The organism is Chlamydiifrater phoenicopteri, assembly GCF_902807005.1.
In the GTDB taxonomy this organism is placed as follows: Bacteria; Chlamydiota; Chlamydiia; order Chlamydiales; family Chlamydiaceae; genus Chlamydiifrater; species Chlamydiifrater phoenicopteri.
The window spans coordinates 877,067-902,191 of record NZ_LR777658.1; the positions used below are offsets into that span (position 1 = coordinate 877,067).

At 41.8% G+C, this 25,125-nt stretch carries 26 protein-coding genes and 1 tRNA gene; 7 read left to right on the forward strand and 20 right to left on the reverse strand.

Annotation, left to right across the window (positions count from 1 at the left end):
• Positions 1-4 precede the first annotated feature (4 nt).
• The 14 genes from rplB to KJA58_RS03820 all read right to left on the reverse strand — a co-directional run bounded on the left by rplB (position 5) and on the right by KJA58_RS03820 (position 11,266).
• Positions 5-859, reverse strand: a complete 855-nt coding sequence (gene rplB, locus KJA58_RS03755) for a 50S ribosomal protein L2 (RefSeq protein WP_213358108.1) — start codon at positions 857-859, stop codon at positions 5-7.
• 20 nt (positions 860-879) lie between these two features.
• Complete coding sequence (gene rplW / locus KJA58_RS03760; protein ID WP_213358109.1) at positions 880-1,215, reverse strand: 50S ribosomal protein L23; 336 nt, start codon at positions 1,213-1,215, stop codon at positions 880-882.
• 18 nt (positions 1,216-1,233) lie between these two features.
• Positions 1,234-1,908, reverse strand: a complete 675-nt coding sequence (gene rplD, locus KJA58_RS03765) for a 50S ribosomal protein L4 (RefSeq protein WP_213358110.1) — start codon at positions 1,906-1,908, stop codon at positions 1,234-1,236.
• Positions 1,909-1,935: 27 nt separating this feature from the next.
• The gene (gene rplC / locus KJA58_RS03770) at positions 1,936-2,607 is read right to left on the reverse strand and encodes a 50S ribosomal protein L3 (protein WP_213358111.1); all 672 of its coding nucleotides are present in this window, start codon (positions 2,605-2,607) and stop codon (positions 1,936-1,938) included.
• A 278-nt stretch (positions 2,608-2,885) separates the two neighbouring features.
• Positions 2,886-3,866, reverse strand: coding sequence for a CT529 family inclusion membrane protein (locus KJA58_RS03775; RefSeq protein ID WP_213358112.1), 981 nt, complete (start codon positions 3,864-3,866; stop codon positions 2,886-2,888).
• Between the two features lie 76 nt (positions 3,867-3,942).
• Positions 3,943-4,899 (reverse strand): methionyl-tRNA formyltransferase, encoded by a 957-nt coding sequence (fmt, locus tag KJA58_RS03780; RefSeq protein ID WP_213358113.1) that lies wholly within the window; start codon positions 4,897-4,899, stop codon positions 3,943-3,945.
• Complete coding sequence (lpxA, locus tag KJA58_RS03785; protein ID WP_213358114.1) at positions 4,886-5,725, reverse strand: acyl-ACP--UDP-N-acetylglucosamine O-acyltransferase; 840 nt, start codon at positions 5,723-5,725, stop codon at positions 4,886-4,888. The genes fmt and lpxA overlap by 14 nt, the downstream gene beginning before the upstream one ends.
• Positions 5,726-5,737: 12 nt before the next feature.
• The gene (gene fabZ, locus KJA58_RS03790) at positions 5,738-6,199 is read right to left on the reverse strand and encodes a 3-hydroxyacyl-ACP dehydratase FabZ (RefSeq protein WP_213358115.1); all 462 of its coding nucleotides are present in this window, start codon (positions 6,197-6,199) and stop codon (positions 5,738-5,740) included.
• Positions 6,200-6,217: 18 nt separating this feature from the next.
• The gene (lpxC, locus tag KJA58_RS03795; RefSeq protein WP_213358116.1) at positions 6,218-7,066 is read right to left on the reverse strand and encodes a UDP-3-O-acyl-N-acetylglucosamine deacetylase; all 849 of its coding nucleotides are present in this window, start codon (positions 7,064-7,066) and stop codon (positions 6,218-6,220) included.
• 117 nt (positions 7,067-7,183) lie between these two features.
• A complete protein-coding gene (gene lnt / locus KJA58_RS03800; protein ID WP_213358117.1) occupies positions 7,184-8,794 on the reverse strand; it encodes an apolipoprotein N-acyltransferase in 1,611 nt (536 codons plus the stop codon).
• 2 nt (positions 8,795-8,796) lie between these two features.
• Entirely contained in the window at positions 8,797-9,267 is a 471-nt protein-coding gene (locus KJA58_RS03805; protein WP_213358118.1) for an acyl-CoA thioesterase, read from the reverse strand.
• Positions 9,268-9,348: 81 nt separating this feature from the next.
• On the reverse strand, positions 9,349-10,098 hold the full coding sequence (locus KJA58_RS03810) for a putative quorum-sensing-regulated virulence factor (protein ID WP_213358119.1): 750 nt from the start codon (positions 10,096-10,098) through the stop codon (positions 9,349-9,351).
• Positions 10,099-10,124: 26 nt separating this feature from the next.
• Positions 10,125-10,571, reverse strand: a complete 447-nt coding sequence (tsaE, locus tag KJA58_RS03815) for a tRNA (adenosine(37)-N6)-threonylcarbamoyltransferase complex ATPase subunit type 1 TsaE (RefSeq protein WP_213358120.1) — start codon at positions 10,569-10,571, stop codon at positions 10,125-10,127.
• Entirely contained in the window at positions 10,550-11,266 is a 717-nt protein-coding gene (locus tag KJA58_RS03820) for a DUF2709 domain-containing protein (protein WP_213358386.1), read from the reverse strand. The genes tsaE and KJA58_RS03820 overlap by 22 nt, the downstream gene beginning before the upstream one ends.
• 240 nt (positions 11,267-11,506) lie before the next feature.
• On the opposite strand from KJA58_RS03820, the gene KJA58_RS03825 reads away from it, so the two are divergent.
• Positions 11,507-11,590, forward strand: a tRNA-Leu gene (locus KJA58_RS03825).
• Positions 11,591-11,646: 56 nt separating this feature from the next.
• A complete protein-coding gene (trxA, locus tag KJA58_RS03830; protein WP_213358121.1) occupies positions 11,647-11,955 on the forward strand; it encodes a thioredoxin in 309 nt (102 codons plus the stop codon).
• A 7-nt stretch (positions 11,956-11,962) separates the two neighbouring features.
• Here the strand turns inward: trxA and KJA58_RS03835 are convergent, their stop codons facing one another.
• From KJA58_RS03835 to KJA58_RS03855, 5 genes are all read right to left on the reverse strand, one after another.
• On the reverse strand, positions 11,963-12,427 hold the full coding sequence (locus KJA58_RS03835; protein WP_213358122.1) for a tRNA (cytidine(34)-2'-O)-methyltransferase: 465 nt from the start codon (positions 12,425-12,427) through the stop codon (positions 11,963-11,965).
• 1 nt (position 12,428) lies between these two features.
• A complete protein-coding gene (locus KJA58_RS03840) occupies positions 12,429-13,220 on the reverse strand; it encodes an FKBP-type peptidyl-prolyl cis-trans isomerase (protein ID WP_213358123.1) in 792 nt (263 codons plus the stop codon).
• 58 nt (positions 13,221-13,278) lie between these two features.
• On the reverse strand, positions 13,279-15,036 hold the full coding sequence (gene aspS / locus KJA58_RS03845; RefSeq protein ID WP_213358124.1) for an aspartate--tRNA ligase: 1,758 nt from the start codon (positions 15,034-15,036) through the stop codon (positions 13,279-13,281).
• Complete coding sequence (gene hisS / locus KJA58_RS03850; protein ID WP_213358125.1) at positions 15,011-16,306, reverse strand: histidine--tRNA ligase; 1,296 nt, start codon at positions 16,304-16,306, stop codon at positions 15,011-15,013. Before hisS ends, aspS begins: the two co-directional genes overlap by 26 nt.
• A gap of 67 nt (positions 16,307-16,373) precedes the next feature.
• The gene (locus KJA58_RS03855) at positions 16,374-16,601 is read right to left on the reverse strand and encodes a hypothetical protein (protein WP_213358126.1); all 228 of its coding nucleotides are present in this window, start codon (positions 16,599-16,601) and stop codon (positions 16,374-16,376) included.
• Positions 16,602-16,920: 319 nt separating this feature from the next.
• On the opposite strand from KJA58_RS03855, the gene uhpC reads away from it, so the two are divergent.
• Both uhpC and dnaE read left to right on the forward strand, forming a co-directional pair.
• On the forward strand, positions 16,921-18,270 hold the full coding sequence (gene uhpC, locus KJA58_RS03860; protein WP_213358127.1) for an MFS transporter: 1,350 nt from the start codon (positions 16,921-16,923) through the stop codon (positions 18,268-18,270).
• A 24-nt stretch (positions 18,271-18,294) separates the two neighbouring features.
• On the forward strand, positions 18,295-21,999 hold the full coding sequence (gene dnaE, locus KJA58_RS03865) for a DNA polymerase III subunit alpha (protein WP_213358128.1): 3,705 nt from the start codon (positions 18,295-18,297) through the stop codon (positions 21,997-21,999).
• Here dnaE and KJA58_RS03870 read toward each other — a convergent pair whose 3' ends face one another.
• Complete coding sequence (locus tag KJA58_RS03870) at positions 22,000-22,788, reverse strand: hypothetical protein (RefSeq protein WP_213358129.1); 789 nt, start codon at positions 22,786-22,788, stop codon at positions 22,000-22,002.
• Positions 22,789-23,031: 243 nt separating this feature from the next.
• On the opposite strand from KJA58_RS03870, the gene KJA58_RS03875 reads away from it, so the two are divergent.
• Genes KJA58_RS03875 through KJA58_RS03885 form a run of 3 tightly spaced genes read left to right on the forward strand, consistent with a single transcriptional unit; the run spans position 23,032 to position 24,997 of the window.
• Positions 23,032-23,991, forward strand: coding sequence for a tetratricopeptide repeat protein (locus KJA58_RS03875; protein ID WP_213358130.1), 960 nt, complete (start codon positions 23,032-23,034; stop codon positions 23,989-23,991).
• Positions 23,992-24,003: 12 nt separating this feature from the next.
• Positions 24,004-24,579, forward strand: a complete 576-nt coding sequence (locus KJA58_RS03880; RefSeq protein ID WP_213358131.1) for an LPS assembly lipoprotein LptE — start codon at positions 24,004-24,006, stop codon at positions 24,577-24,579.
• Complete coding sequence (locus KJA58_RS03885) at positions 24,566-24,997, forward strand: ATP-binding protein (protein WP_213358132.1); 432 nt, start codon at positions 24,566-24,568, stop codon at positions 24,995-24,997. The genes KJA58_RS03880 and KJA58_RS03885 overlap by 14 nt, the downstream gene beginning before the upstream one ends.
• Positions 24,998-25,125 lie beyond the last annotated feature (128 nt).

The window sequence follows — 25,125 nt, forward strand, 5'->3', positions numbered from 1 at the left end:
CTTCCTATTTCCTACGGTCTTTTACAATCCACTTATTGCTCTTACGCTTGGCTCGAGTTTTTAATCCTTTAGTCACCTTACCCCAAGGAGTACGCGGAATGTAGCCATTATGTCGCCCTTCACCCCCTCCGTGAGGATGATCAACCGGGTTCATGGCCGTTCCTCGAACCGTAGGCCGCACCCCTTGCCAGCGACGCCTTCCCGCCTTTCCATCATTCCTTAAATTATGATCAGCATTGGAAACCTCTCCCAAAGTGGCCCGACACCCCTCATGAAGCATTCGGAACTCCCCTGAGGGCATTTTCAAAGTCACATAGCCATTACTTTTTGCCAAAACCTGCGCAGACAACCCTGCAGAACGAACTAACTTGCCTCCGCCCCCTGGACGCATTTCAATGTTATGAACAGATGAACCTAAAGGAATTTTTTTCAAGGACATGCAGCAACCCACTTTATAAGGGCTGTCTTCTCCAGACAAAACTTCATCCCCACGCTGCATTCCCTTAGCAGCAATGATATACCGCTTCTCCCCATCAACATACTGTAAAAGCGCTATGTAAGCAGATCTATTAGGATCATATTCTACAGAAGCAACCTTAGCTGGCACCCCATCCTTATTTCTTTTAAAGTCTATTATCCGATAGAGACGCTTATGCCCTCCACCTCTGTGTCGACAAGTAATGCGACCCAAGTTATCTCTTCCACCACTCTTTTTAATGAAAACCGACAACTTCTTTTGAGGCCTTAAACTTTTCTTAGACGCAGATTCTTCTAAATCTCCAACCTTAGTTAATTCATCAAACCGAGGAAGAACCAACTGCCTAGACCCTGGAGTGACTGGCTTAAACTTTTTAAACATCCTTTACACCTCTTTACCCACTAAGCAACAGAAAAACCAGCCTGAAAGGTAACTACAGCTTTTTTAAAACCAGCAGATTTTCCCTTCTTTCGACTACGAAACACCCTCTTAGCCTTAGGCTTAACGCAAATCGTATTCACCTTTAACACTTTAGCCTTCTTCTCTATATAAATCTGCTCTAACGCTTTAGCAATGCTAGGCTTTGTCGCATCCTTTGCCACCAAAAACACAAACTTCGGATTAGCACAATAACTTCCAGACTTTCTTCCAGACCCATCACCAAAGCTTAGGCCTTCTAAGACCTTTGCTTTCTCTGTTACATAGAACCCTTTAATCACATCATAAGGACTAGACACCTTTTCTTAGCCTCCCCTCTACTCTTCGGAAACGCCCTGGAGCAACCGCTCTACAGACTCATGAAACGCGCTTTCAGAGATCACAATCCCCCTGGAAGACACTACATCATACCCATTTAGATTTTCGTTGTAAGCAAAACCCTTACAAGCCACTAAATTTCGAACACTTTTTCTGAAACTTTCATTTGTTTGCGCGTGCTTCTTGGAATCAACAAAAAGAACCCCTCGCTCTTCAATCTGACATCCCCTTAAAAAGCCTACAACCATCTTAGTCTTCGGACTCGCTAAAGAAGAAAAGACTCCATCCTCCACAACAAAGAACGCTCCAGCCTGAATTTTTTGCCCCAACAAATATCTCAGAGCCGAACGACGCTCTTTCTTGTTTATGCGGATATGCTGATCAAACTTTGGCTTGGGACCAAAAACAACCCCACCACCACGAAACTGAGGAGCAGCCAAACAACCCTGCCGCGCATTCCCAGTTCCTTTTTGCTTGAAAGGCTTCTTAGTGGAGTGACTCACCTCTGATCGCCCCTTTGTACAGGCAGACCACTGCCGCTTATTTGCCCGCAAAGCCACCAAATAATCTTTTATAACCTGACGGTTAACCCCCTTCTCAGAAAAGAAGAGGTCGCTCAGCTCTACCTCTCCAACCTTTTCTCCAGAGAAATTATATTTCGACAACATCACCATAAAAACACCCCTCGAGAACCAAACGCCCTACTCTTTCCCAGAAACCTTTGAACGCCTAACAACAACCAGACCGCCTCTTCCCCCAGGAACAGCCCCGCACACCAAAAGAACCTTTCGACTCACATCTACTTTGACAACCCTTAAATTCTTTATAGTGACATTATTTGCCCCCATGTGACTAGGCCTAGGACTCCCAGGAAAACAACGCCCCGGAGTAGAACGCATCCCAGTAGACCCCGCGTGCCGATGAAACCCAGAACCATGGCTAGCAGGCCCCCCACGAAAGCCATACTTTTTCATAACCCCCTGGAACCCCTTTCCCTTAGAAACTCCGCTGACATCCACAGAAGAAACACTCTCAAAACACTCTATCCCCAAAGATTGCCCAAGAGAAAACTCCCCCAGAAAATCCTCAGAAACACGAACTTCCCTAAAATGTTTAAAAAGCTTATCTCCAAACTTAGCCATATGCCCAGAAAGAGGCTTGCCAACCCGGCGAAGAGCCGTGCGCGGATCCGAAACAACAATCTCTCCAAACGCCAACTGCACCGCTGAGTAGCCGTCAACCTCTACAGTTTTAATTTGAGAAACAATGTTATCTTCTAAACTGATTACGGAACAAGGAACTAAAACCCCCTCCTCATCGAAGACGTGTATCATCCCTCTTTTCCTTCCCATCAAACTAAGCTGCGCTTGCATAAAATACCCTACACACACACGACTTTAAAAACACAGTCGCCATCTCGTGAATTCGAAAAATAGTTGTCAAAGAATTTCCCTAAAAAGAAAAGGAACCTTTCCCCTAAGAAAATAAAAAGGAGAGGTTAACAGAGGGAGAAGATTTTTACAACAGAAAAAGAGGTTCTTAATAAAATACCTCTTCTATAGTTTACGGAAACAAAATGAAAAAGATTTTACAATAAAAAAGCCCGCAGTTTTTGCGGGCTTTTTGAGTTTTAAAAAGAATCTTGAACAGCCTATTGATCAGAAGACCAGACTTTGTACATTCCAAGACCTCCGATAGCCAATCCAACGGCGCCTCGAACGATAAGAGTAATTGGCTGAGTAATTGGAAAAGCTATAAGTTTCAAGGCATCCAGGAAGAGCTCCAACGATTTCTCTATAACACCACAAATTCCTTTCTTTATAGCTTTATGGTGCGCAGCCTTTAACGCTTCTACATCCTGCTGCAAGAGCTCCTTCTCATCCAAGGAAACAACCCTTTCAGCAAATGAATTAGCGTGAAGCTCTAACGAAGCCATCGCTCTACTGAACTGTCTATTTTCTAACCCAAGCCCAATAGAACCTCCAACGACTCCTGCTGCATGGTTAGCCACCATTAAGTAGTCACAAGCGGCCGTTACACCAGCTTTAGTTTGTCGACAAATCAATCCCCCGTGAGTTAACCTGTCTGCAAGCAGCGTAGGCCTTAAAGTACCAAACGTAATAGCAAAGGTACCCGCCCCAACAGCATCGCAACCAGACTTCACAGCTGCAGCAAGGTACTCTCCTCTCGTCAAGTATTGCTTATTGTATGCCTTGCCTTCATTTCTTTCGTCAACGACACCCTGGGACTCCCCTGCAAAGGCATATCTAAAGTTTTGATAGCAACTCTTGACAGAAGCCACCGCCCCAGGAATACAACCATTGAGAGCATTGGTTAACCCTACAACAGTTCGCGCATCTTTCAATATACCGAGAACATTAGAGGCTGTAGCCAAAGACGCTTCGCTTCCCCCCTGCTGCAAAATAACACCTTTAGTAAGTTCTGCCGCCGCTATGGAAGCTTTTAAAGCTTTATCTACTCCTGCTGTTTTATTAACGTAGGCACTCACAGGGTTCCCCGGATCGCAAAAAACCCTGCTCAGAAGCGCCTTCTGAGAACCTTTTTTCATTGCAGGAACAGCAAATCTACATCCATGCTGCGCCATAGAGAATAACCTCACGCCACTCGCCATATACACCCCCGGCTAAAACTTAAGTTGTTAAGACCGAGCATTATATCACAACAAACTGAAATCACAAAGCCTTAATTCATTGAGAGCTTGCAGCGACCTCGTTCTCTGCTATTCCATTTAAAAAATTCTCTGTACTCAACGCTCCCTTGCCCTCTAACTTCACCTTTTTCAAAGATAAAGCTCCATCACGACAAAGCACCATCAAGTCTTTTTTCGAAACCCGCAAAAGATCCCCCGGCTGCCCTTGAAAACTTCCTTGAACAGGGCGAGCTTCGAGAATAGACAACCTTTTAGGCTCTCCTCCACGAATCGAAACAGTCATCCAAGCACCAGGAGAGGGGGTTACCCCACGAAAACTGTTATACACCTTATCGACGGAATCATCCCAACACAACCTACCTTCTGACTTCTCTAATTTTGGAGCTATAGAAGCCAACGCGTTATCCTGTTTTTCTAGGATCAACGTTCCATCCTCAATCGCATGCATGACATGAACCAAAGCATCCGCTCCTCCAAGAGAAAGCTCCTCAGCTAACTCTCCTGCAGTCATATCTGGAAGAACTGGAACCAAAGTCTTCAGCGCTATATCACCGGTATCCATGCCAGCGTCCATGCGAATGACGGTATTCCCACTTTCTGTCACCCCATCCATTATACAGCGCTGAATGGGAGCCGCACCCCTATATGCAGGCAGCAAACCCGCATGCAAATTGTAACAACCGAACTTAGGAATATCTAAAACCACTTGTCTAAGAATCGCCCCATACGCAACGACCAAAAATATATCCGCACCGACGCTACGCAACTCTTCGATAAAGGCCGGGTCTGAAGCTTTTTCCGGCTGCAAAACGGGAATACCCCTTTCCAAAGCAAGCTCCTTAACAGGAGAGGGTATTGTCTGACTAGACCTTTTCCCTGGCTTGTCTGTTCGAGTGACAACAGACAAAATAGAAACTCCTTTTTCTAACAAACCGGCCAGCACTGTTCGCGCGAAAACAGGCGTACCAAAAAAAACAGCTTTAAGATTCGACAAGCACTTCCTCTCTTTCTGTATTCTGCTCCATGAAAAACACCTTTTTTGTGTTCCGTTCTATCCCCCTTTTACTATCCTCTCGGCAAAATTCTAGGAAATGAGCAACTTCTGGGATAACTCCCAGCTCCTGCTCAGCTATATCTAAAGCATCCTTAAACGAGTAGTCGGAAGAATAAACGATTTTAAAGGCTCTAATTAGAGCAGATCTTACAGAAAAAGGCAACTTACGCCTTTGTAATCCAACCTTATTAATCCCCCCTAAAACGAGAGGATCTCCCATACCTATAGTATAGGGGGGAACATCCCTCCTAACTCCACTCAAGCCCCCAATCATAGAGTAAGCTCCTATACGCACAAACTGATGTACCCCGACCATTCCACCAATAACAGCATAGTCCCCCACCTGAACATGTCCCGCCAATTGAGTATAATTACTAATAATTACGTGGTTCCCGATAGAACAATTATGAGCAATATGCACCCCAGGCATGAGCAAACAATTGTCTCCTATGGAGACCTTAGTACCTTCAAAAGTTGATGAAGTTATGATAGCAAACTCTCGAATCTCACAATTCTTTCCAATAACGACGAAAGTCTTCTCTCCTCGATATTTCAGATCCTGAGGTTTATTACCTATCATGGCTGAGGGCCAAACAGTCGTACCCTCTCCTATGGTAGTATAACCATCTATGTAAGCATGCGCCTTAACAACAACGCGATCCTCTAGCACTACGGTAGCTTTGATTACTGCGAATGGCTCGATAACAACATCCTCACCTATCTGCGCCCCTGGCTCCACTATCGCTGTTGGATGAATGTTCGTCATAAATCTCCGCAATTAAATTGATGCTTTATCCACAAGGGCGAAACTAATGCTAGCTTCTGCAGCCAACCCAGAGTCAACAAAAGCCTTAGCCTCAGCCTTCCCTCCTTTAGCAGAAAGAACTGAAAAATTAGCTTGGAGGGTCAAGATATCTCCAGGCTTCACCGCTTGTCGAAACTTAGCTTCTTTAATACCTAAAAATAAAGAAACTTTTTTCTCTCTTTCCTCTTTTGTCAACAACATTCCCAACAACAACCCCGCAGCTTGAGCAAGGGCTTCTATAATCAATACCCCCGGCATAATAGGTGCTTCTGGGAAATGCCCAACAAAAAATTGTTCATTAAACGAAACATTTTTTTGCGCCGTGATAGTCTTTTCTTCAAAATTGTACGACACCACACGGTCCACTAAAAGAAACGGAAACCTATGGGGCAGTAAGTCCAATATATCTCGTACAGAGAGCCCTTTATCACTCATAAACCTTCTAATTCCTCGCTATTGTAGAACCGAGACCAATTCCTTAGCTAACGCTATATTTGAAGAGTGCCCCGATCCCACGGCCACAATATGCGCAAGGAACGGCTGCCCAACCAATGAAAGATCTCCTATTAGGTCCAACATTTTATGCCTTACCGGTTCATCCGTAAACCTTAAATTTCCCCCACAGATAATTCCATCATCTTTGAAAATTACCGCGTTCTCTAAAGAGCCGCCTCGAATAAGTCCTTTTTCCATTAAAAAACAAAGTTCATTATACAAAGCGAAGGTTCTGCAAGGAGCTATTTCTTTCCTAAAAACCTCCTCCGTAATCACCAAAGAACGATACTGTGTTCCTATCATTCGACAGTGAGGGTAATGCAGGGTGTAACTAATCTTGAATTCATCAGCAGGAAAAGCTGCCAAAAATATGTCCCCCGACTGATAGAAAACCGGACGAGACAACTCTCGAAAAGAGACACTATCTTCTTGAGCACGAACACCGGCCTCTTGAATGAGTCTAACAAAGGTCTCTGAACTGCCGTCTCCTATGGGAATTTCTTCCTCAGAAACCCTAACGACGACATTATCAACCTCACAAGCCTTCAAAGCGGCTAAAAGGTGCTCTACAGTTATAACAGACACCCCCTCTTTTTGTAGCGAGGTGCTCCGACCGGTGCTAGATACATGATCTAGATTTGCTGGAACGTTAACGTACCGCCCTTTCTCTGAACTATATCGTTGAAAAACAATTCCCGTATTCTCTTCGGCCGGCAGCAAAAAGATTTCTGCCACCTTCCCCGAGTGGACCCCCACCCCGGAGAATCGAACCTCTTTCTTCAACGTTTTCTGCGCTCGTTCCGACATGAAAAAACCTGATAAACAGCCAATGTATATTATTCTTCAGTTTTTTTTACAACCGACATGCTCTCAACACCTCTTTCTAAAGCTTTCTCAAGCCATAATTCTCTTTTCTATAAAATTTTATTCGCGCTTCCGAGGTTGAAAACACCACCATAAAAAAATTATCACTGCAATCCAAGAAGCGATTTTTATGGGCCAATCTCCATAAATCGAGTATGGAGTACAGTACTCGAACAATGGAACTTCTGCAATTAGAACTCCAGGCAAAACTTTTCTGGTACAATTGTCCTCTGGAAGTTTTGCTATCACTCTTCCTAACGCATCTACAACAGCAGTTACTCCCGTATGACAAGCTCTAACACAGGGCAACCCACATTCTAAATTTCTTAAAACTCCGTGAAGAAAATGTACTTTCGGCAGTCGTGATCCCGGATACCATCCGTCATTTGATATATTTATTAGTAGTCTTGCTCCAGCTTTCTTGTATTCCCTTACCAAAAATCCAAAAGTTTCTTCGTAACAAATAGTTACAGCCAACGGAATCCCATCTTTAGAAATAAACACTCCAGATTTGGTCCCGGGTTCTCGAACATAAGGCAAGATACACTCCGGGCAAAACAGTCGAAAAAATCTCTCACCAAAAGCACCCCCAGGAATATACTCTCCTCCGGGGACCAGTATTCGTTTGTCATAGCTGCCAGAGAGAACCGCTCCAGGGGAAAACATAAAAGCTGAATTATAAAAACGCCGTTCTGAATCTGTATACCGCTCAAGCCCTAATAACAAATCACAGTTGAATCTATTTGACAGGTCCGAAGCTATCTCTTTATTCGATAAGAAGGGTTCTTCATAAAAACTTCCTCTACCTTCTAACCACATTTCCTGAAGCGCTTTATACTCTTCAGCTGGATAGATCCTTCTATGCACGCCAAAAGGAACTGAAACTTCTGGCATAACAATTAAATCTACCTTGGAATCTATTCTAGAGCACAATTTAAATAGTTTTTCCCAAACGGATAACACGCGTGAAGGAATAGAAGTAAATGGAGGCTCTGCAGTCTGCAATAAAGCAACCCTTAAACTTTTTGATACCGAGGCTCCCTCCCGATGTTTTACAATCTCTCTGAGCCCCCCTCCTAAGCAACAAGGCAGAAACACTAGAAAAAAAAGTGAAACAAAATCTTGCAACCGCCGCCTTTCTAAAAAATAAAAAAGTGCAATATTTGCAGACATAACGACAACACTAAGTCCTGCCCATCCAAAAAAAGAGGAGAACTGAGCAAAATATGGCGCCCCAGTCAAGGCCCATCCCACATAATCCAAAGAAATGCCAGAAAGAATGTAGTAATGCCTAGCAGCCTCCCAAAACACCCAAAGAAAAGAAAAAATAAAAGTAGTCGACAGAAAAGATCGATATTTTTTGGTCCAAAATAATCCTAAAGAAAACACAGAAAACACCAAACCAGAAAGCATCGCTAAGGCTATCCAAGGAAAATATATCGCCCATCCCAAGAGAGACACTGATGTCATCCACGAAAAGTGGACAGCAGAGACCACTGCCATCCAAAAGAACGCTATTATCCCTCGTTTCTTTGTTCCGCAAGTTCTTATCGAATACCAAAAAAGCCCGAAACTTGATACCCCCCCTACTAGAGAAAGACAGGGAGCTATGTCCGGCTGAGAAATCATTGCCGAAAAAAGAGACAGGAAAAGCCAAAAAACACTTAACATGTTCATTTGTCAGAGTTTAATCGACTTTTTCTTCTTACATCAGCTTCCTCGTATCTTCGCTTCTCTTCTTCTGTTTCAGGGACTACGGCATGAACTTCTGTAGGTCTATTCTCTCGATCAACTGCAACAAAGGTAAAATACGCGGAAGTAATATGTCTTCTTTCCTGACGAAAGCTGTTTTCTGCCCACACTTTTACCCCTACTTCCAAGGAAGTTCTCCACGTCCTGTTAACCGAAGCTTTACATATCAAAGTCTCCCCCATAAATGCAGGAGCACAAAACCTGAGAGCATCAACAAAAGCTGTCACACAAATACGCTCAGTATGCCTTTCTGCTACAACAAGAGCTAAGCGATCCAATATGCTCATCAGCAGTCCACCAAAAACGGTGTTATTAGCATTTAAATCATTGGGAAATATTTTATATATGTGACTATCGATTCGACTAAACGATACTGGTTTCTTCTTAAGCACGACGACACGAAGGGTAAAGGAAATACAAGGTGGATACTAATATTGCCCACAAAGAAAATCAAGGGAATCTTGATTTCGCAATTAAAGATCAGAAAAAGGATTAATAACTTGAGAAAAGCCTATCTTTTTCTGTCGCTGCTTGATCTCGCTGCGTATCGAGTACAACAAATCTGTATCAAAATCCATCTTAGCCGCCCATTGCAGATAGGTTAAAGGAATTTCTGAAAAACACCTTCCCTTATGCTTGCCTAAAGGCATGTACTTCATTTTTATAGGATTCGCCAATATTTCTTTAATTTGCTCAACAGTTCGGAATCTTTTACAAAGGTACTTGAATATCGCAATATTGATTTCTACATCCTTCATAGCTCGATGATTCCCGCTGTAAGGAACATTGAAATGCATTGCCAAAGATTCTAAAGAATTATTAGGGCTATCTCCATATTCTTTAGCTAATCGCAGAGTATCTACCACACAATACTTGGAAAAAAATTGTTGCTCCACTCGCTTAGCCTCTTGGGTTAAGACATCCAAATCAAACCCTACGCTATGCCCTACAATATAATCTCCATCTTTAAAAAAAGAGTTTAGTTTAGGCAACACTTCCGAAATAGTCGGCTGCCCTTCTAACATAGCGTCCGATATATGGTGTATACGTTGAGACTCTACAGAAACAGGGCGCTCTGGATTTACGAGAGTCTCAAAAGAATCTAAAATTTCTTTGAACGTGAATCGCACTGCAGCAATTTCTATGATACGGTCTTTTTTTACATCTAAACCTGTCATTTCACAGTCAAGACAAACAAAAACGGTATCCTTCAATAGTCCCATGCTAATTTTTACCCTTCTCTACAGCATCACTGCGCTCTGTCAAAAAATGCTATAGAAATATCCCTTGTGTTATCCCCAGTAGACACAATATGCACTTTTACAATTTCTCTAAAAGTTGCTATGTATTCGCCCATATTCTCCGACCATTCCACGCAAAGAATATCCGATTCTTCTGCGTCCTCAAAGACCGATGCAGTAAAGAAACTAGAAAACCGATACAAATCATAGTGCAGCACTCTACGCTTATTGTTTTCATAAACAAAAAGCCCCGAGAAGGAGGGACTAGCCACTTCTTCACTTGACTGCTCTCCTAGACACCCTCGAACAATCCCTCTAACGAACTCTGTTTTTCCTACTCCATAGCTGCCTGATAACAGTACCAAACAACCCAGAGGAAGCTCCTCTCCCAAATCCTTACCGATCAAAAGAGTTTCTTCTCTAGAACAGCTTTCTATTCGTCGGTATCTACCCATTCCTTGATATACTCGTGGAAAGCAGCGTCTTCCGCTAACACCTCAACAAATTCTGCAATTTTTTCTTCTTCTAAGTACCCTTGTAGCAGGGAAAGAAAGTTTCCTTCTAACTGGAACTTATTCTGATTCTGCACCTCCACGAGCATCATACGACGCAAGTAAGACTTTTTGAAGTCCTGTATTAAATCCGGCAAACTGTTAAATAACTTTCCGGTGATAACGGAGGCAAAAACAACCTTAGTCTTAGGAGCTTTAGGCGGTTGAATATAGTTGGCTATAACCTTTGGATCGTCAGAAACAAAAAATCTCTTTACTCGGACCCCTCCCTGTCTTTCTGTGTTCTCGGGACATTTTGCCAACCAATCATAAATGGCATCTAAAGGATTTCGGTACACATTGTCCGCGAAGACCTTCCCTGTGAACGGACAAATATAAATTCGCTTTGTTTCTTCGTTAACAGAAGGCTTTCCAACCCCTATATGGATCTCCGTCTCTCTCCAAAGTTTTTTTTCTTCTTCCAAGATTCTAACGGCATCTTCGGGCGTTTTAAAAATCACCTTGTCCTTGACAAACACCACGGGATCCAAGGATAACTCTTTTTCCAGATAGAAGAGATAGGCCGTTAATAACTCTGGCCGTTTTTGCTCTTTTAAGAATTGCAGTAATTTTTTTTTTACGCTTCCAGAAACTTTCATATCTATCCTTGCAGACCGACCCAAAAGGAAACCGCCTTCTCAATCCCAGAGGCTTCCCAAAGAGAACTGAACCCTTAAATTAATACTCGAAACTAAGGACTACGCCAAGATTATTTTCAGCGGGTGATTCTATCATATTGGATGAATTATGTTAATCAGAAAGGCGGATTTCTTCTTTCCAAGGGAGCTCGTTTCGCCATTGTCTTTTTTTAATCTTAAGTCTACAATTCGCCGAAAATCGCAACCATGGCGGAATCGGTAGACGCGCTAGATTCAGGTTCTAGTGAGCTATAGCTCGTGGAAGTTCAAGTCTTCTTGGTTGCAAGCAGCCTTCCTAATTCGAGGCTTCAAAAATTACAAACATCCTATAAGGTATTTTTATGGTTAAGGTTGTCTCCGACGATTCTTTTGACGCTTTTGTCGCGTCTAATTTAGTTTTAGTAGATTTCTTTGCTGAATGGTGCGGCCCTTGTCGAATGCTAACACCCATTATCGAAGAAATTGCCAAAGAAATTCCCGGAGTTTCCATAGGGAAAGTGAATATCGATGAAAGCTCAAAAATTGCCGGCTCCTTAGGAATCTCCTCCATCCCCACGCTTATTTTGTTTAAAGATGGAAAAGAAGTAGAGAGGGTGGTTGGACTAAAGGATAAAGCATACCTGATCAAGTTGATAGAGAAGCACCAGTAACCTTCTTTTAGGATGCTCTCCCCCAGAGATCATAATTTTGGCGCACGACTTCATACATGACTACTCCTACGGTCGTCGCCAAATTTAGCGACCTAGTTCCATCCAACATAGGTACCAACAAACGACGACCCCGGAATTTCTCGTGCACCTCTCTAGTTACACCCTGTGATTCTGACCCAAAAATGTAGGCCCCTGAAAGTGGCAATGAAGCCCGAGCGTAGTACTTCTCTCCTTGCGTAGACAAAAGAAAAATTTGATCCGAAGGAACATCACTAATAGCTTCTTCCAATGAGTCTACCACGGAAAGATCCAAACGATCCCAATAATCCATCCCAGATCTCTTTATCATCTTATCTGACAACGAAAAGCCCAAAGGACGGACCAGAACCAAAGATGCTCCCAAAGCAACGCAAGTCCTCCCGATATTCCCTGTATTTTGAGGAATATCGGGACGAAATAACACTATTTTCATACTAGGATGCTGGCGTTTCTGCCTTCTCATCCTGGATTGCAGCAACTTCTTCCCCATTTACCTTAATTAATTCTATCTCAAAAATTAATAAAGAATTTGGAGGCAGGCTGCCAGTTGTTCCGTAGGCCAGGCTAGGGTGAATATATAACTCTCTTTTTTCACCTTCTCTCATCCCCTGCATTCCAAGAGCAAAACCTTTTATAGTCTGATGAAGTGGTAAAAGAATGGGTTCTTTCAAGTCATAGGAACTACTAAAAATTTTCCCGTCTACAAATTTCCCCTGATAATGTAATAAGGCTGTAGGCGTCCCTTTAAGAACCTCTCCCGAACCCTGTTCTATAATTTTATACTGTAAAAGATTCTCTTGTACTTCGATTACATTTGTATTTTTTGCATTATCTTTGAGAAACTTTTCTGCAGCCAGTAAATTTTCAGAACTTTTTCTTTCAAATACTTCTTTTTGTAAAATCGTCATCCTTTCCTCATATTCTGTCTGAGACAATGGGGCCTCTTTATTGGACATTTCATCTTGCATCCCCTTAGCAACTTCAATAAGATCAAACGTTATGTCCTCTGATTTTGACAACTGCCTAGCCAATAAATGACCAAAAGTTCTAGATAGCTTCTTGCTTTCTTCTACTTGCTCTTTGCCCTGAGAAACTGTTTTCTCTACAACAGTATCCTTACCTTCTGATCCTAAATTACGCACTAATGTGCGAATTGAAGATTTAGAAGAACAGCTAGTCACTAAAACTAACAGTCCAGCAATAACTAAACCCCACAGCTTTTTCATAACACCTCTCGTGGTACAGGTTATTTCATAAACAACCAAGCCGCCCTCTCATTCTTGTTTAAGAGGGGTTAACTCGAATATGTAACTCTTTTAATTGTTCCAACCCAATTTCTGAAGGCGCTTGCATCATTAGATCCGTAGCTTTCTGCGTCTTAGGAAAGGCTATAACCTCTCTTATACCTTCTGCTTTACCTAAAATCATTACAATTCTATCCAATCCTAAAGCGATCCCCAGATGCGGAGGAGTTCCAAAGCGAAGAGCTTCTGTAAAAAATCCAAACTTGCTCTCTATATCCTCCAAAGACAGGTTTAGTACACGAAAAACTCGTTGTTGTAAATCTGAACAATGAATTCTTTGTGACCCAGAAGCTATCTCATACCCATTTAACACCAAATCATAGCCTGAAGAGCGAACTCGCAATGGATCTGTCTCTAGCCATTCAACATCTTCTTCATGAGGAGAGGTGAAAGGATGATGCTCGGAAACTATTCTCCCATCCTCTTCGGCGAATAAGGGAAAGTCGGTCACCCAAACAAAGGCGTACTGGCTGGGATCGCAAAGCCCCCTTTCCTTAGCAATCAGCCTTCGCAAATGATCCAAAGATTGATTCACCACTTTTTCTGAAGAGGCTATCAAAAAAGCTGCATCTCCTTCCTTAACTTCTAGAAAAGCCAACAATGTTTCTAAAACTTCCGTTGTGGCAAATTTGAGAACATTAGAAGAAATTTCTCCATTAATTTTCCTGATCCAAACGAGCCCCTGGCTACCATATCTTTTGACAAATTCTGTATAACCATCTATTTGTTTTCTGGAAATATCAGCCCCTCCTTCAACCCTAAATCCTTTAACAGTGCCTCCAGAAGCCAACTGATCCAAAAAAATAGAGAAAGTAAACTGACTAGCATGAGATCGACAGTCTTTCAATTTCATACCAAATCTAAGATCTGGTTTGTCTGTTCCATATTCGTCGATCGCCTGTTGATAAGTCATTCTCGGTAAAACACCCTGAATCTCCACCCCCCCAGCTGAAAAAAGTTCTTTTACAAGCCCCTCTACGAGAGAAAAAAGATCCTCTTGAGTAGCAAAACTCATTTCCATATCAATTTGGGAAAACTCTGGTTGACGATCGGCTCGAAGATCCTCATCACGGAAGCATGTTGCTATTTGAAAATACTTGTCCAATCCTCCAATCATCAGTAGTTGCTTAAACAACTGAGGAGATTGAGGCAGCGCATAAAAGCTTCCTGGATGCACTCTGGAAGGCACCACGTAATCTCTAGCTCCTTCTGGGGTAGATTTACAAAGGACTGGCGTTACCACTTCAGTGAACCCCCTCTCATCCATGTACTTTCTACAAGCCATCATCAACTGATGCCTCAAGGACAACTTCGACAAAATATCACCCCGGCGCATATCCAGATAACGATACTGTAAACGCAACTCTTCATTTACATTCACATGCTCATCACAGATAGAAAAAGGCGGAACTTCTGATTTCGACAATACTTCCAAACCTTGAACTTCAACTTCTATTTCTCCCGTAGACAAGTTAGGGTTTGACATTCCCTCTAGGCGTCTCCTGACCTTTCCTTCTACAGCAATGACCCATTCCGAACGTAAAGAATCCATCACTTTATGAAGTTCTGGCGAACTTTCTGAACCACAAACAATCTGCGTGATACCAAATTTATCTCGAAGATCAACGAATAGGATACCCCCATGATCCCGGCATCGATGGACCCATCCAGAAAGTTTTACTGTTTGACCTTCTTGCACCAAAGACAATTCATTACAATTGTGCGTTCTGTACTTCATAAAGCAATTTTTCCTTAATATCCTTTTGAGAACCGCTTTCTTCTTTTCGATCTCTCATACTTCGCAAAACAAAAGTTCCATGTCTTAGCTCGTCATCTCCTACAACACAAACAAAAGGAATCTGTTCGACGGAAGCACTTTTTAACATGTTTTTGACACTTTTTCTTGAATAATCCACTTCAGCTGGAATGCACTCTCTTCTCAGGGCATCTGCCCACAAAAAGCAGAATTTCTCAGCCTCCTCCCCTATGGGCAAAAAGCGGCAGACAACACCTTCTCCGGGAAGAGCTACCTGCTGCTGCACAAGAGTTCGAATAACCCTTTCCAATCCTATTCCAAAACCAAAAGCCGGAATATCCGGCCCACCAGATTCGGCTATCAAATTATCGTAACGACCGCCACCACCAATAGAGTTTTGCCCTCCAATCCCATCGATGAAAGCCTCAAAAACGAACCCTGTATAATAGTCCAGCCCCCGCACCAACAAAGGATCTAAGATACATTCTATGCCTTTTCCTTCTAGTGCGGAACAAACGATTTCCAGGTATCTTCTATCTTCTTCCTTTAAAAACTCTATTCCAGATGGAACATCTTTTAAAAGAGCTCTATCCTCGGGCTCTTTGGAATCTAGGATCCTCATTGGATTGGTAGAAAAACGCTCTCTACTAATTGGGGACAGCTGATCATAGCGTTGAGAAAAAAAATCTTTTAACTCACGAAAATATGCTTCTCTAACAACTCCTGCTGTCAAGTAATTCACCCTAAGACAGACTTTTTTTAATCCCAGAGAAGAAAAGAAATCCCAAAGCAAGGACACCACTTCAGCATCCTTGAAAGGATGCCTAACTCCGATGGCCTCTACTCCGAATTGGTGATGCTGGCGATATCTTCCAGCTTGCTGTCTCTCGTAACGAAACATTGGAGCTAAGTAGAACAACTTGTTCTCTTTGCCTCCTTCATAAAGCCGATGCTCTACCAGAGCTCTAGCTACTGCAGCAGTCCCCTCTGGCCTCAAAGTCAAGGACCTCCCCTTCCTATCTAGAAAAGTATAAGTCTCCTTACGAACAATATCGGTGTGTTCTCCTACTCGATGAAAAACCTCGGTTTTCTCGAAGACGGGCGTACGAACTTCCCGGAACCCATAAAGATCACAAAGTCCCCGAGCGACAGACTCCACGTAACGCCAGATCCTCGAAGATTTCCAAAGATTCTCTCCACCAAAAGCATTCGGGAGAATATCAAAAACTCCTTTCGGAAGGGAGGTCACCATAACTTTCCCTCTAATCCACCTCTACCAGATGGGAAAGGATACCCTATCTATCGATTAAATCGCAAAATCAAACCCGACTCATGTCAGAAGAGGTCAAGAAAAGAGGTTGAATTATTTCCGATTCCTGCATTTCCGGTCCTAAAAAATTTTTTTGCCCCTTAAAACAAACATCCGAACGCCCCATCACCTCGGGCCGGGAACGAAGCACCTTTGCAGCAAACATCCCTCCAGAAAACAAAACAAACAGCGCAATTATACAAAAAATCACGCCTGTCTTTTTCTGCAAAATTCTCATCTTCGCTTCTCTTGGCTAGATCGGAAGAAGTTTTCTCACAAAAAATATATTCTTATCAACTTTTAAAAATCGCTCGTCTACTCAAAAAAACAAAGCAAAACCTCTCCGAAACGCGCGTCTTTTCATTTAAAACAAAAACTTTTTAAAAGCCCATCAAACCAAAGTAAAGAGCTTTGGCTCTTATTTCCTTTCTTGTCTTTTTCCTCCCACCTATGCTAGTGTGAGAGGGAAGGCGTCTTTATTCCCAATGATTTCTACACCAAGTACCTTCGATTGATACTTTCCAAATATGGATTAAATCTTAGGATAAGGAGAATCCATGAGAATCTTACCTAGCTTCTTCCGACCTCCGCAGCATATTGCAGAGATCGACGACCCAGAAATTGTCAAAAAAAAGTATAGATATTGGCGGCTTAGAATTTTCTATAGCATGTTTGTAGGATATATTTTCTACTACTTCACAAGAAAAAGCTTCACCTTTGCCATGCCTACTTTGATGTCAGATCTGGGATTCGACAAGGCTCAGCTAGGTATTATTGGCAGCACCCTCTATATCTCCTACGGCATCAGTAAGTTTGTCAGCGGAGTTATGTCGGACCAATCTAATCCTCGTTACTTCATGGCTTTTGGCTTAATTGCTACAGGTTTTACTAACATATTCTTTGGAATGTCTTCCTCTATAGCTCTTTTCGCTCTCTGGTGGGGACTGAATGGTTGGTTTCAAGGGTGGGGATGGCCTCCTTGCGCAAGACTTCTAACACACTGGTACTCAAAATCTGAGAGAGGAACTTGGTGGAGCATTTGGAGCACCTCTCACAATATTGGCGGAGCGTTGATCCCCATTTTAACGGGAGCGGCTGTTAATTACTGCGGCTGGAGAGGAGCCATGTACATCCCTGGAGTACTCTGTATTGGAATGGGATTAATCCTAATCAACCGACTACGAGACACCCCACAATCTCTAGGCCTTCCTTCCATAGAAAAACATCGGAATGATCCTCTTCCAAGCAATCAAGAATCCACTGTAAATGAGGAAGAAGTAGAGCTATCGACAAAACAAATTTTATTTACTTATGTGTTATCGAATAAATGGATTTGGTTGCTAGCATTGGCTTCGTTCTTTGTGTACGTTGTACGCATGGCCGTTAATGACTGGAGCGCCTTATTTCTGATAGAAACTAAACGGTACGCTCCTGTGAAAGCCAATTTTTGCGTATCCCTTTTTGAAGTTGGAGGACTTTTCGGCATGCTGATAGCCGGCTGGCTATCTGATAAAATTTCCCAAGGAAAGCGCGGACCAATGAACGTCCTATTTTCTTTGGGCTTAGTCTTATCCATAGCAGGAATGTGGTTCTACCGAGATCTAAATGTCCTTTGGATCGATGGAGCTCTACTCTTTATTATTGGCTTTTTCCTTTTTGGGCCACAAATGATGATAGGCCTGGCGGCAGCAGAGCTATCTCATAAAAAAGCCGCTGGAACTGCTAGCGGATTTGCTGGTTGGTTTGCATATTTCGGTGCGGCTTTTGCTGGATATCCTTTGGGCAAAGTAGCTCAGGACTTTGGCTGGCAAGGATTTTTCATTGCCCTGTTAGCTTGTGGAACAATTTCCCTTGCTCTGTTTTTACCGACGTGGAATGCTTCTCCTAAACAGGATGATAAAACCTAAAACCTTTCTCAATTGGGAGTTGTTTTGAACTGGATCCCTTTGCATTGTCACTCCCAATACTCTATACTGGACTCTACAAGCTCCATCAGCAGTCTTGTTGGGAAGGCTGCGGAGTTTAAAATTCCTGCTCTGGCCCTGACTGATCATGGGAACTTGTATGGAGCCGTACCCTTCTATAAGGAATGTGTAAAACGAGGCATTAAGCCTATTGTTGGAGCAGAGCTATACATAGCTCCAAACTCCAGATTTGAAAAAAAGAAAGAGAAACACCGTCGAGTAGCTCATCATTTGATTTTGCTATGCAAAAATGATACAGGCTACCGTAACCTTTGCAAGCTGTCCTCATTAGCTTTTACCGAGGGTTTCTATTATTTCCCTAGGATAGATAAAGAGCTGTTACAAGAACATCATGAAGGACTCATTTGTTTGTCTGCATGTTTAAGCGGCTCCATTCCTCAAGCCGCACTTCTCGCCCCAGATTCTCTAGAAGCAGAAATTCTGTGGTTCAAAGATCTTTTCAAAGAAGATTTTTACCTGGAATTGCAACTTCATGAAATGTCAGATGATTCTTTGGCAAAAATTGATGAAGAATGGTTAAGACAGGAACATAGAAATTTTGTTTTACAACAAAAACAAGTCAACAAGGCCCTGATAGCTGCTAGCAAAAAACTCGCCATTCCTGTAGTAGCTACTAATGACATTCACTACATCAACCCCGAAGACTGGCTGGCTCACGAAATTCTTCTAAATATCCAGAGCGGGGAAACTATTCGGACAGCCAAACAGAACACCTATATTTCTAATCCCAAGAGAAAATTTTACTCCTCTAGGGAGTACTATTTCAAATCTCCAGAAGAAATGGCTACTATATTTTCTGACATTCCCGAAGCTATTTCCAACACAGCACTTGTCGCAGAAAAGTGTAACCTTAAGTTAGATTTTGATAATAAACATTACCCGATATACGTCCCTGAGGAGCTCAAAAATAAATCCTATACAGAACAAGAGCGGTACGATGCTTCAGCCAAATTTCTCAGGAAACTTTGTGAAGAAGGATTAAAAACAAAGTATTCTCCCGAAGCTTTGGAATATATAGCCAAAAAATTTCCAGACAAAGATCCCATGAGCGTAGTTAAAGAACGACTCGAAAGTGAAATGTCTGTAATCATTCCAAAAGGAATGTGTGACTATCTTCTTATTGTCTGGGACATTATTCATTGGGCAAAAGCCAACGGCATTCCTGTAGGCCCAGGAAGAGGGTCCGGAGCCGGATCTGTCATGCTTTTCTTGATGGGCATTACAGAAATTGAACCTATCCGCTTTGACTTGTTCTTCGAAAGATTTATTAATCCGGAAAGGATCTCCTATCCTGATATAGACATTGACATATGTATGTCTGGGCGAGAAAATGTTATTAATTACACCTTAGAAAGACACGGCAGAGAAAACGTCGCACAAATCATTACCTTTGGCACAATGAAAGCCAAAATGGCTATTAAAGACGTAGGGCGTACATTAGACATTCCCTTATCCAAGGTAAATACGATAGCCAAGCATATTCCTGATCTAAATACGACGTTAGAAAAAGCTCTAGAAATAGATCCCGATTTAAATCACCTGTACACGCATGATCCTGATGCTACTCAAATCATAGATATGGCTCTCAAGCTCGAAGGTTCTATTCGGAATACTGGAGTACATGCTGCTGGGGTAATTATTTGCGGAGAAAAACTTATAGAGAAAATCCCTATATGCATATCTAAAGACTCCTCCATGATTACCACGCAGTACTCTATGAAGCCTGTTGAAAGCGTGGGCATGCTAAAAGTTGATTTTTTAGGATTAAAAACTCTAACTAGTATTCAGTTAGCAATAAACTCCATCTATAAAAAAACAGGCATTCAGCTCAGCATCAGCACTCTTCCTCTCAATGACCAGAAAACTTTCGCCCTCCTACATCAAGGCAAAACTCTTGGAATATTCCAAATGGAATCTAAGGGAATGCAAGAGCTAGCTAAAAACTTAAGACCTGACACTTTTGAGGAGATTATTGCTATAGGCGCATTATACCGTCCTGGTCCCATGGACATGATTCCTTCTTTCATTAATAGGAAATTTGGGAAGGAAGTCATTGAATACGACCATCCTCTAATGGAGCCTATCCTCAAAGAAACCTTTGGCATCATGGTATACCAGGAACAAGTGATGCAAATAGCTGGCTCTCTGGCAAATTACTCCCTGGGAGAGGGTGATGTTTTACGTCGCGCCATGGGGAAAAAAGATGCGGAGCAAATGGTTCAAGAGCGAACTCGTTTTTGTGAAAGAGCCTGCAGCAAAGGCATTGACCCTCAATTAGCAACAACCATCTTTGATAAGATGGAAAAATTTGCCTCGTATGGATTCAATAAATCTCACGCAGCCGCTTATGGTCTTATCACATATACAACAGCTTTTTTGAAGGCTAATTACCCTAAAGAATGGATGGCTGCACTGCTAACTTCTGACCGGGACGACATCGAAAAAGTTGGTAAATTAATTCGGGAAGTTAAGACTATGGAAATCGCCGTCTTACCTCCCGACATTAATGAGTCTGATATAGATTTTGTTGCCACTGATCAAGGCATTCGATTTGCTCTTACAGGAATTAAAGGCGTAGGCAAAGGCGTTGTAGAGAGCATCTTAGAAGAACGACAAAGACAAGGCCCCTACAAAGATATCTACGACTTTATATCTCGATCAGACTTAAAAAAGGTTTCTAAAAAGACTATAGAATGCCTTACAGACTCTGGTTGCTTTGATTTTTCAGAGCCTGATAGGGACAAAGCTCTGGCTTTAGTAGAAGCTATTTATGAATCTGTCGCTAAGGAGAAGAAGGAAGCTGCGTCTGGGGTTATGACCTTCTTTTCCCTAGAAACCATGCAGAAAGGTCCTCCGTCAACCATACAAAAAGATCTCTCGTTTGCTTCTAGAAGTAAACGAGAGCTACTGAAAAAAGAGAAAGAACTTCTAGGTATATACCTCACAGAGCATCCTTTAGATGCCATCAAACACCTTATTCCTAGACTTTCTGGGGTTCCTTTTAGTGAATTTGAAAACCTTCCCCATGCGGCTACGGTAAGAACGACTTTCATTATAGACAAAGTAGTAACGAAAATATCCTCAAAGGGACAAAAACGGTTTGCTGTTCTCAGAGTTAGTGATGGAGAAGATTCTATAGAATTACCTGTATGGCCCGAGCTTTACGAAGAAAAGCAGTCTTTGCTAGAAGAAGACCGCCTCATCTATGCTATTTTAACCATTGACAGACGAGGAGGCGAATCATTACGCTTGCATTGCAAGTGGATGGCAGATCTCTCTACGGTTAATGAGAGCGTTATAGCTGAGTGTGACGAGTTTTTTGAAAAAGTAAAAATTCAGATGCAGAAAGTCGCATATATGGCTTCTCAAGCTTCCAATACAACAGAAAAGAAACCCACTCCTAGCATGAAGAAGCGCACGACAATTTTTAACATGGACTTACGCCAGATAAGACACAGTCACATAGTGACTTTGAAAGATTTGATTCAAAATCATTCTGGAGATGTTCCTTTAAAGTTAGTGTTTACGAAAGAAGATGTTCCGGTAGGAACAATTTCTCCCGATGAGAATTTTTATGTCTCAGAAGATCTTGAAAGTCTATCCCGAGAGCTAGAAAGTTTAGGGTTGCCAGTGACAGTAACCAAAGAATAATTACGCCTCCAACCTCTTGCCATTGATGGCGTTAATATATTCTATACGCTGAGACCCGTCTATTCCCTTGGTAGTGATCTTGTAAGCGGGGACGAAGACTTTTTGCATATCTATTACATAGAAATTTTTTCCAAACACTTTTGAAGCTAAAGATCGCACGTCATCCTCACTGTGCCTTTCAGAAATCATGATGGCTCCTTTAGGCTTAATAAGAGATACTAACGAGCGATTCATAGTCATCATGCAGTTGTTAAGCGGCTGAAATTTTCTGAAAGGGATGCCGACTCTATCGCCTTGGACGAAGATTAATTTTTTCCGATGACAATTCTTGATGGACTTGGCCACATGGAAGTTTCTCGTGGATAAACGTTCTATAAGATACTCTTTGTTAGCGGATCCTCCTAAAGCTATCAGCGTTTGCATAATAAGCATATCATGTTTATCTGCTTTAGAAATCAAACATTCTCTGAAGCCCTGAGAACAATTCCATGTTTCAGTATCCATAACTACTTCTCCGTTAACCAAGCTCCACAATAAGGCGCCTTCCAAAATTTCGTAATCCCCATTTCTAGAAGGGTTTTCTCTTTGGTATCTTGCTTTAAGAAGTAGGTAAGGGAAGAAACACTGTTCTAAATAGAGGTCTTGATTCCTGTTCTTAAAGTTCTCTATCACTTGTTCTGGAGAATAAGATCTTTCTATGATAAAAATTTGCTCACTGCCTACCAATCGCTTGGCTACTCGAGTTCCTTTATTAAAGACTTCTCTTCCATAACGAGCAGAAGCAGTCATTATGGTCCTCGCTCTTACAGAGTTATCCCATAAAAAAATCCCCAAAAAAAGAAGCGAAATAGAGATAAAAGCAGAACCAACTATTTTTTTCATAAAACACCTTTAATTATTATTTTAATAAACAAAAAATTCTTTTATCAAATAAAAAAAACAAAAGTTCTTAAACAAAATAATCACAAGGGATTTGACAAATTCACTTTTACTTTTCTATGATCGCCTATTAGGTTTTATGAGTTTTGAATTATGAGTCGTGCTGTCGTCCTGCTATTTTTTTCTTCTTTGTTTTATTGTTCTTTTCTAGAAGGTAAACCCATTGTTTTTGAACCATTTATGGGCGGAAAACTATCTACTAAACGATTTTCTCCAAAGTATTCCCCAGAACGGTATATGGAAGAAGGCAAGCAATTCTTAGCCAAAGGACAATACCATAAAGCGCTTACCTGTTTTCTAATTATCATTAACCATTTTCCAGGTCACGAATTACTTCCTGAGTCCACATTATTGGCGGGAAAATGCCATTTGAAACGAGATCAATTTGATCTGGCTAACAAGTTATTAAGCAAGTACTTGACTTTACCCGAAGCCTCCTATTCTCAAGAGTTGTTTGAGATGAAACTCCAGATAGCGGCAAATTTTGCTCTGGGAAAAAGGAAACATCTCTTCTCTTTAGAGGGCTTTCCAAAGCTTGAAAACGCAGATCAAGATGCTTTTGACATTTATAATGAGGTTCTCTCGGCCCATCCCTTTGAGAATCTAGGAGCTGTTGCTCTATACTACAAAGGTGAACTACATCGCGTTCGAAAAGAGTTTGATGAAGCGTTAAAAGTGTTTCAAAAATTAACCAAGCAATTCTCTTCACACGAGTTATCTATAAAGGCCTATGTAGCAATATCTGAAATATACGTCATAAAAAGTCTTCCAGAACCACATAATACGACCTATCTCACCCTGTCTAAAGCAAACTTGGATAAATTTCTAAAGAAACATCCCAACCACCCAGCCATCAAAGTCTTAAATGAAAACATTCGTAAAATTGAGGAATGTCACGCTAAGGGCCTTTACAGCACGGGGAAATTTTACGAGAAAAAGAAAAAACCCTCAGCAGCAAAGATTTACTATCAAACCGCGGTCTCTCTCTATCCAAACACCTCATGGGTATCCAAGTGCGATAGTCGTATAGCAAGGTTGTCTCGAAAAGCTTAGTTTTTTGTTTGTATGAGATACTTTATCTTTTTGCTACCTTGGCTACTCTCCTCTTGCACCGGGTACACCTTCGTTCAGCCCCACACAATTCTTAAAAAGAATCCTTGGGGACAAGCTCCTATATACGTAAGTCCTATTCGAAATGATATCGGAGGAGAATTTCTTTCCGCCATTACTAATGCTTTAGTTAGCAGAAACTTCTGCATTAGCCCCGAAGAACTCGCCGAATATGTTTTGGAAATAGACGTTATAAAGGAAGTTGACCGTAATGTAGGTTTCTCTTATGCCCCAAATAAACAAGAAGAGGTAGTTCAAAAACATTTTCTAGTATCCGACGAGGGACGTCTTTCTTTGATTGTAAATGTATTGCTAAGAAAGCTCTCTTCCAGAGAAGTCGTTTTTGCGAAGAAAGTTTCTTCCGATGATGTTACTTTTGATTTCGAGCCGGACGTTGGAATAGAGGACGTGCAACACTTTTCTTTGGGGCAATACGGTATGCATGGTGAAGCCCAAAAAAGTGCGCGAAGAACACTGTTGAAAACTATTTCTCAACAAATTGCGAACCAAATGTACTATGACCTTATCTGAAGTCCATCAAACATTCCCTGCTGTTATAGGAGAACTACACAACATGTTGGACTTCATCAAAAGATCTGGGAAAAAAACTGTGCTAAGAGAGGATCGTTTGATGAAGTTAGAACTCGCTTGTGAAGAGTTCCTCGTCAATATAATCTCCTATGCATACAACATAGCTTCTTCCATAGGGACAATAGATATTACATGTAAGGGATCCTCGGAATATTTCGAAGTAACTATTGTAGATTACGGAAGATATTTTGACCCGGCTCAAGCGATCATAGACTCTCCGACCAATAAGCCACTGAAAGATCGCGAGCCCGGTGGACTAGGAATTTTTCTTGCGCGCTCATCTGTAGATGAAGTTCGTTATGAGAGACTTAATAACACTAACACCTTGCGCATATATTCTTATTTCAACAAAACCTAAAACATCGGGTATTGATCGCTGAAGAGACTTTTCCATATCTCAAACTAATCTCAGATGAAGACTGCCGTTTAATAAACCATCAAAAATACACATTTTTAGGTCCGCTCCCTTTAACTACATATTGAAAA

Bases quoted from the DNA above. Each gene is read 5' to 3' on its own strand.
- KJA58_RS03840 (WP_213358123.1), bottom strand. From the start codon at position 13,220: ATGAAAAAGCTGTGGGGTTTAGTTATTGCTGGACTGTTAGTTTTAGTG.
- tsaE (WP_213358120.1), bottom strand. From the start codon at position 10,571: ATGGGTAGATACCGACGAATAGAAAGCTGTTCTAGAGAAGAAACTCTT.
- rplB (WP_213358108.1), bottom strand. From the start codon at position 859: ATGTTTAAAAAGTTTAAGCCAGTCACTCCAGGGTCTAGGCAGTTGGTT.
- KJA58_RS03875 (WP_213358130.1), top strand. From the start codon at position 23,032: ATGAGTCGTGCTGTCGTCCTGCTATTTTTTTCTTCTTTGTTTTATTGT.
- KJA58_RS03775 (WP_213358112.1), bottom strand. From the start codon at position 3,866: ATGGCGAGTGGCGTGAGGTTATTCTCTATGGCGCAGCATGGATGTAGA.
- KJA58_RS03880 (WP_213358131.1), top strand. From the start codon at position 24,004: ATGAGATACTTTATCTTTTTGCTACCTTGGCTACTCTCCTCTTGCACC.
- uhpC (WP_213358127.1), top strand. From the start codon at position 16,921: ATGAGAATCTTACCTAGCTTCTTCCGACCTCCGCAGCATATTGCAGAG.
- KJA58_RS03820 (WP_213358386.1), bottom strand. From the start codon at position 11,266: ATGAAAGTTTCTGGAAGCGTAAAAAAAAAATTACTGCAATTCTTAAAA.
- rplC (WP_213358111.1), bottom strand. From the start codon at position 2,607: ATGCAAGCGCAGCTTAGTTTGATGGGAAGGAAAAGAGGGATGATACAC.
- rplD (WP_213358110.1), bottom strand. From the start codon at position 1,908: ATGGTGATGTTGTCGAAATATAATTTCTCTGGAGAAAAGGTTGGAGAG.
- KJA58_RS03855 (WP_213358126.1), bottom strand. From the start codon at position 16,601: ATGAGAATTTTGCAGAAAAAGACAGGCGTGATTTTTTGTATAATTGCG.
- KJA58_RS03810 (WP_213358119.1), bottom strand. From the start codon at position 10,098: ATGGGACTATTGAAGGATACCGTTTTTGTTTGTCTTGACTGTGAAATG.
- trxA (WP_213358121.1), top strand. From the start codon at position 11,647: ATGGTTAAGGTTGTCTCCGACGATTCTTTTGACGCTTTTGTCGCGTCT.
- KJA58_RS03870 (WP_213358129.1), bottom strand. From the start codon at position 22,788: ATGACTGCTTCTGCTCGTTATGGAAGAGAAGTCTTTAATAAAGGAACT.
- lpxA (WP_213358114.1), bottom strand. From the start codon at position 5,725: ATGACGAACATTCATCCAACAGCGATAGTGGAGCCAGGGGCGCAGATA.
- hisS (WP_213358125.1), bottom strand. From the start codon at position 16,306: ATGGTGACCTCCCTTCCGAAAGGAGTTTTTGATATTCTCCCGAATGCT.
- KJA58_RS03835 (WP_213358122.1), bottom strand. From the start codon at position 12,427: ATGAAAATAGTGTTATTTCGTCCCGATATTCCTCAAAATACAGGGAAT.
- lpxC (WP_213358116.1), bottom strand. From the start codon at position 7,066: ATGTCGGAACGAGCGCAGAAAACGTTGAAGAAAGAGGTTCGATTCTCC.
- aspS (WP_213358124.1), bottom strand. From the start codon at position 15,036: ATGAAGTACAGAACGCACAATTGTAATGAATTGTCTTTGGTGCAAGAA.
- KJA58_RS03885 (WP_213358132.1), top strand. From the start codon at position 24,566: ATGACCTTATCTGAAGTCCATCAAACATTCCCTGCTGTTATAGGAGAA.
- fabZ (WP_213358115.1), bottom strand. From the start codon at position 6,199: ATGAGTGATAAAGGGCTCTCTGTACGAGATATATTGGACTTACTGCCC.
- lnt (WP_213358117.1), bottom strand. From the start codon at position 8,794: ATGTTAAGTGTTTTTTGGCTTTTCCTGTCTCTTTTTTCGGCAATGATT.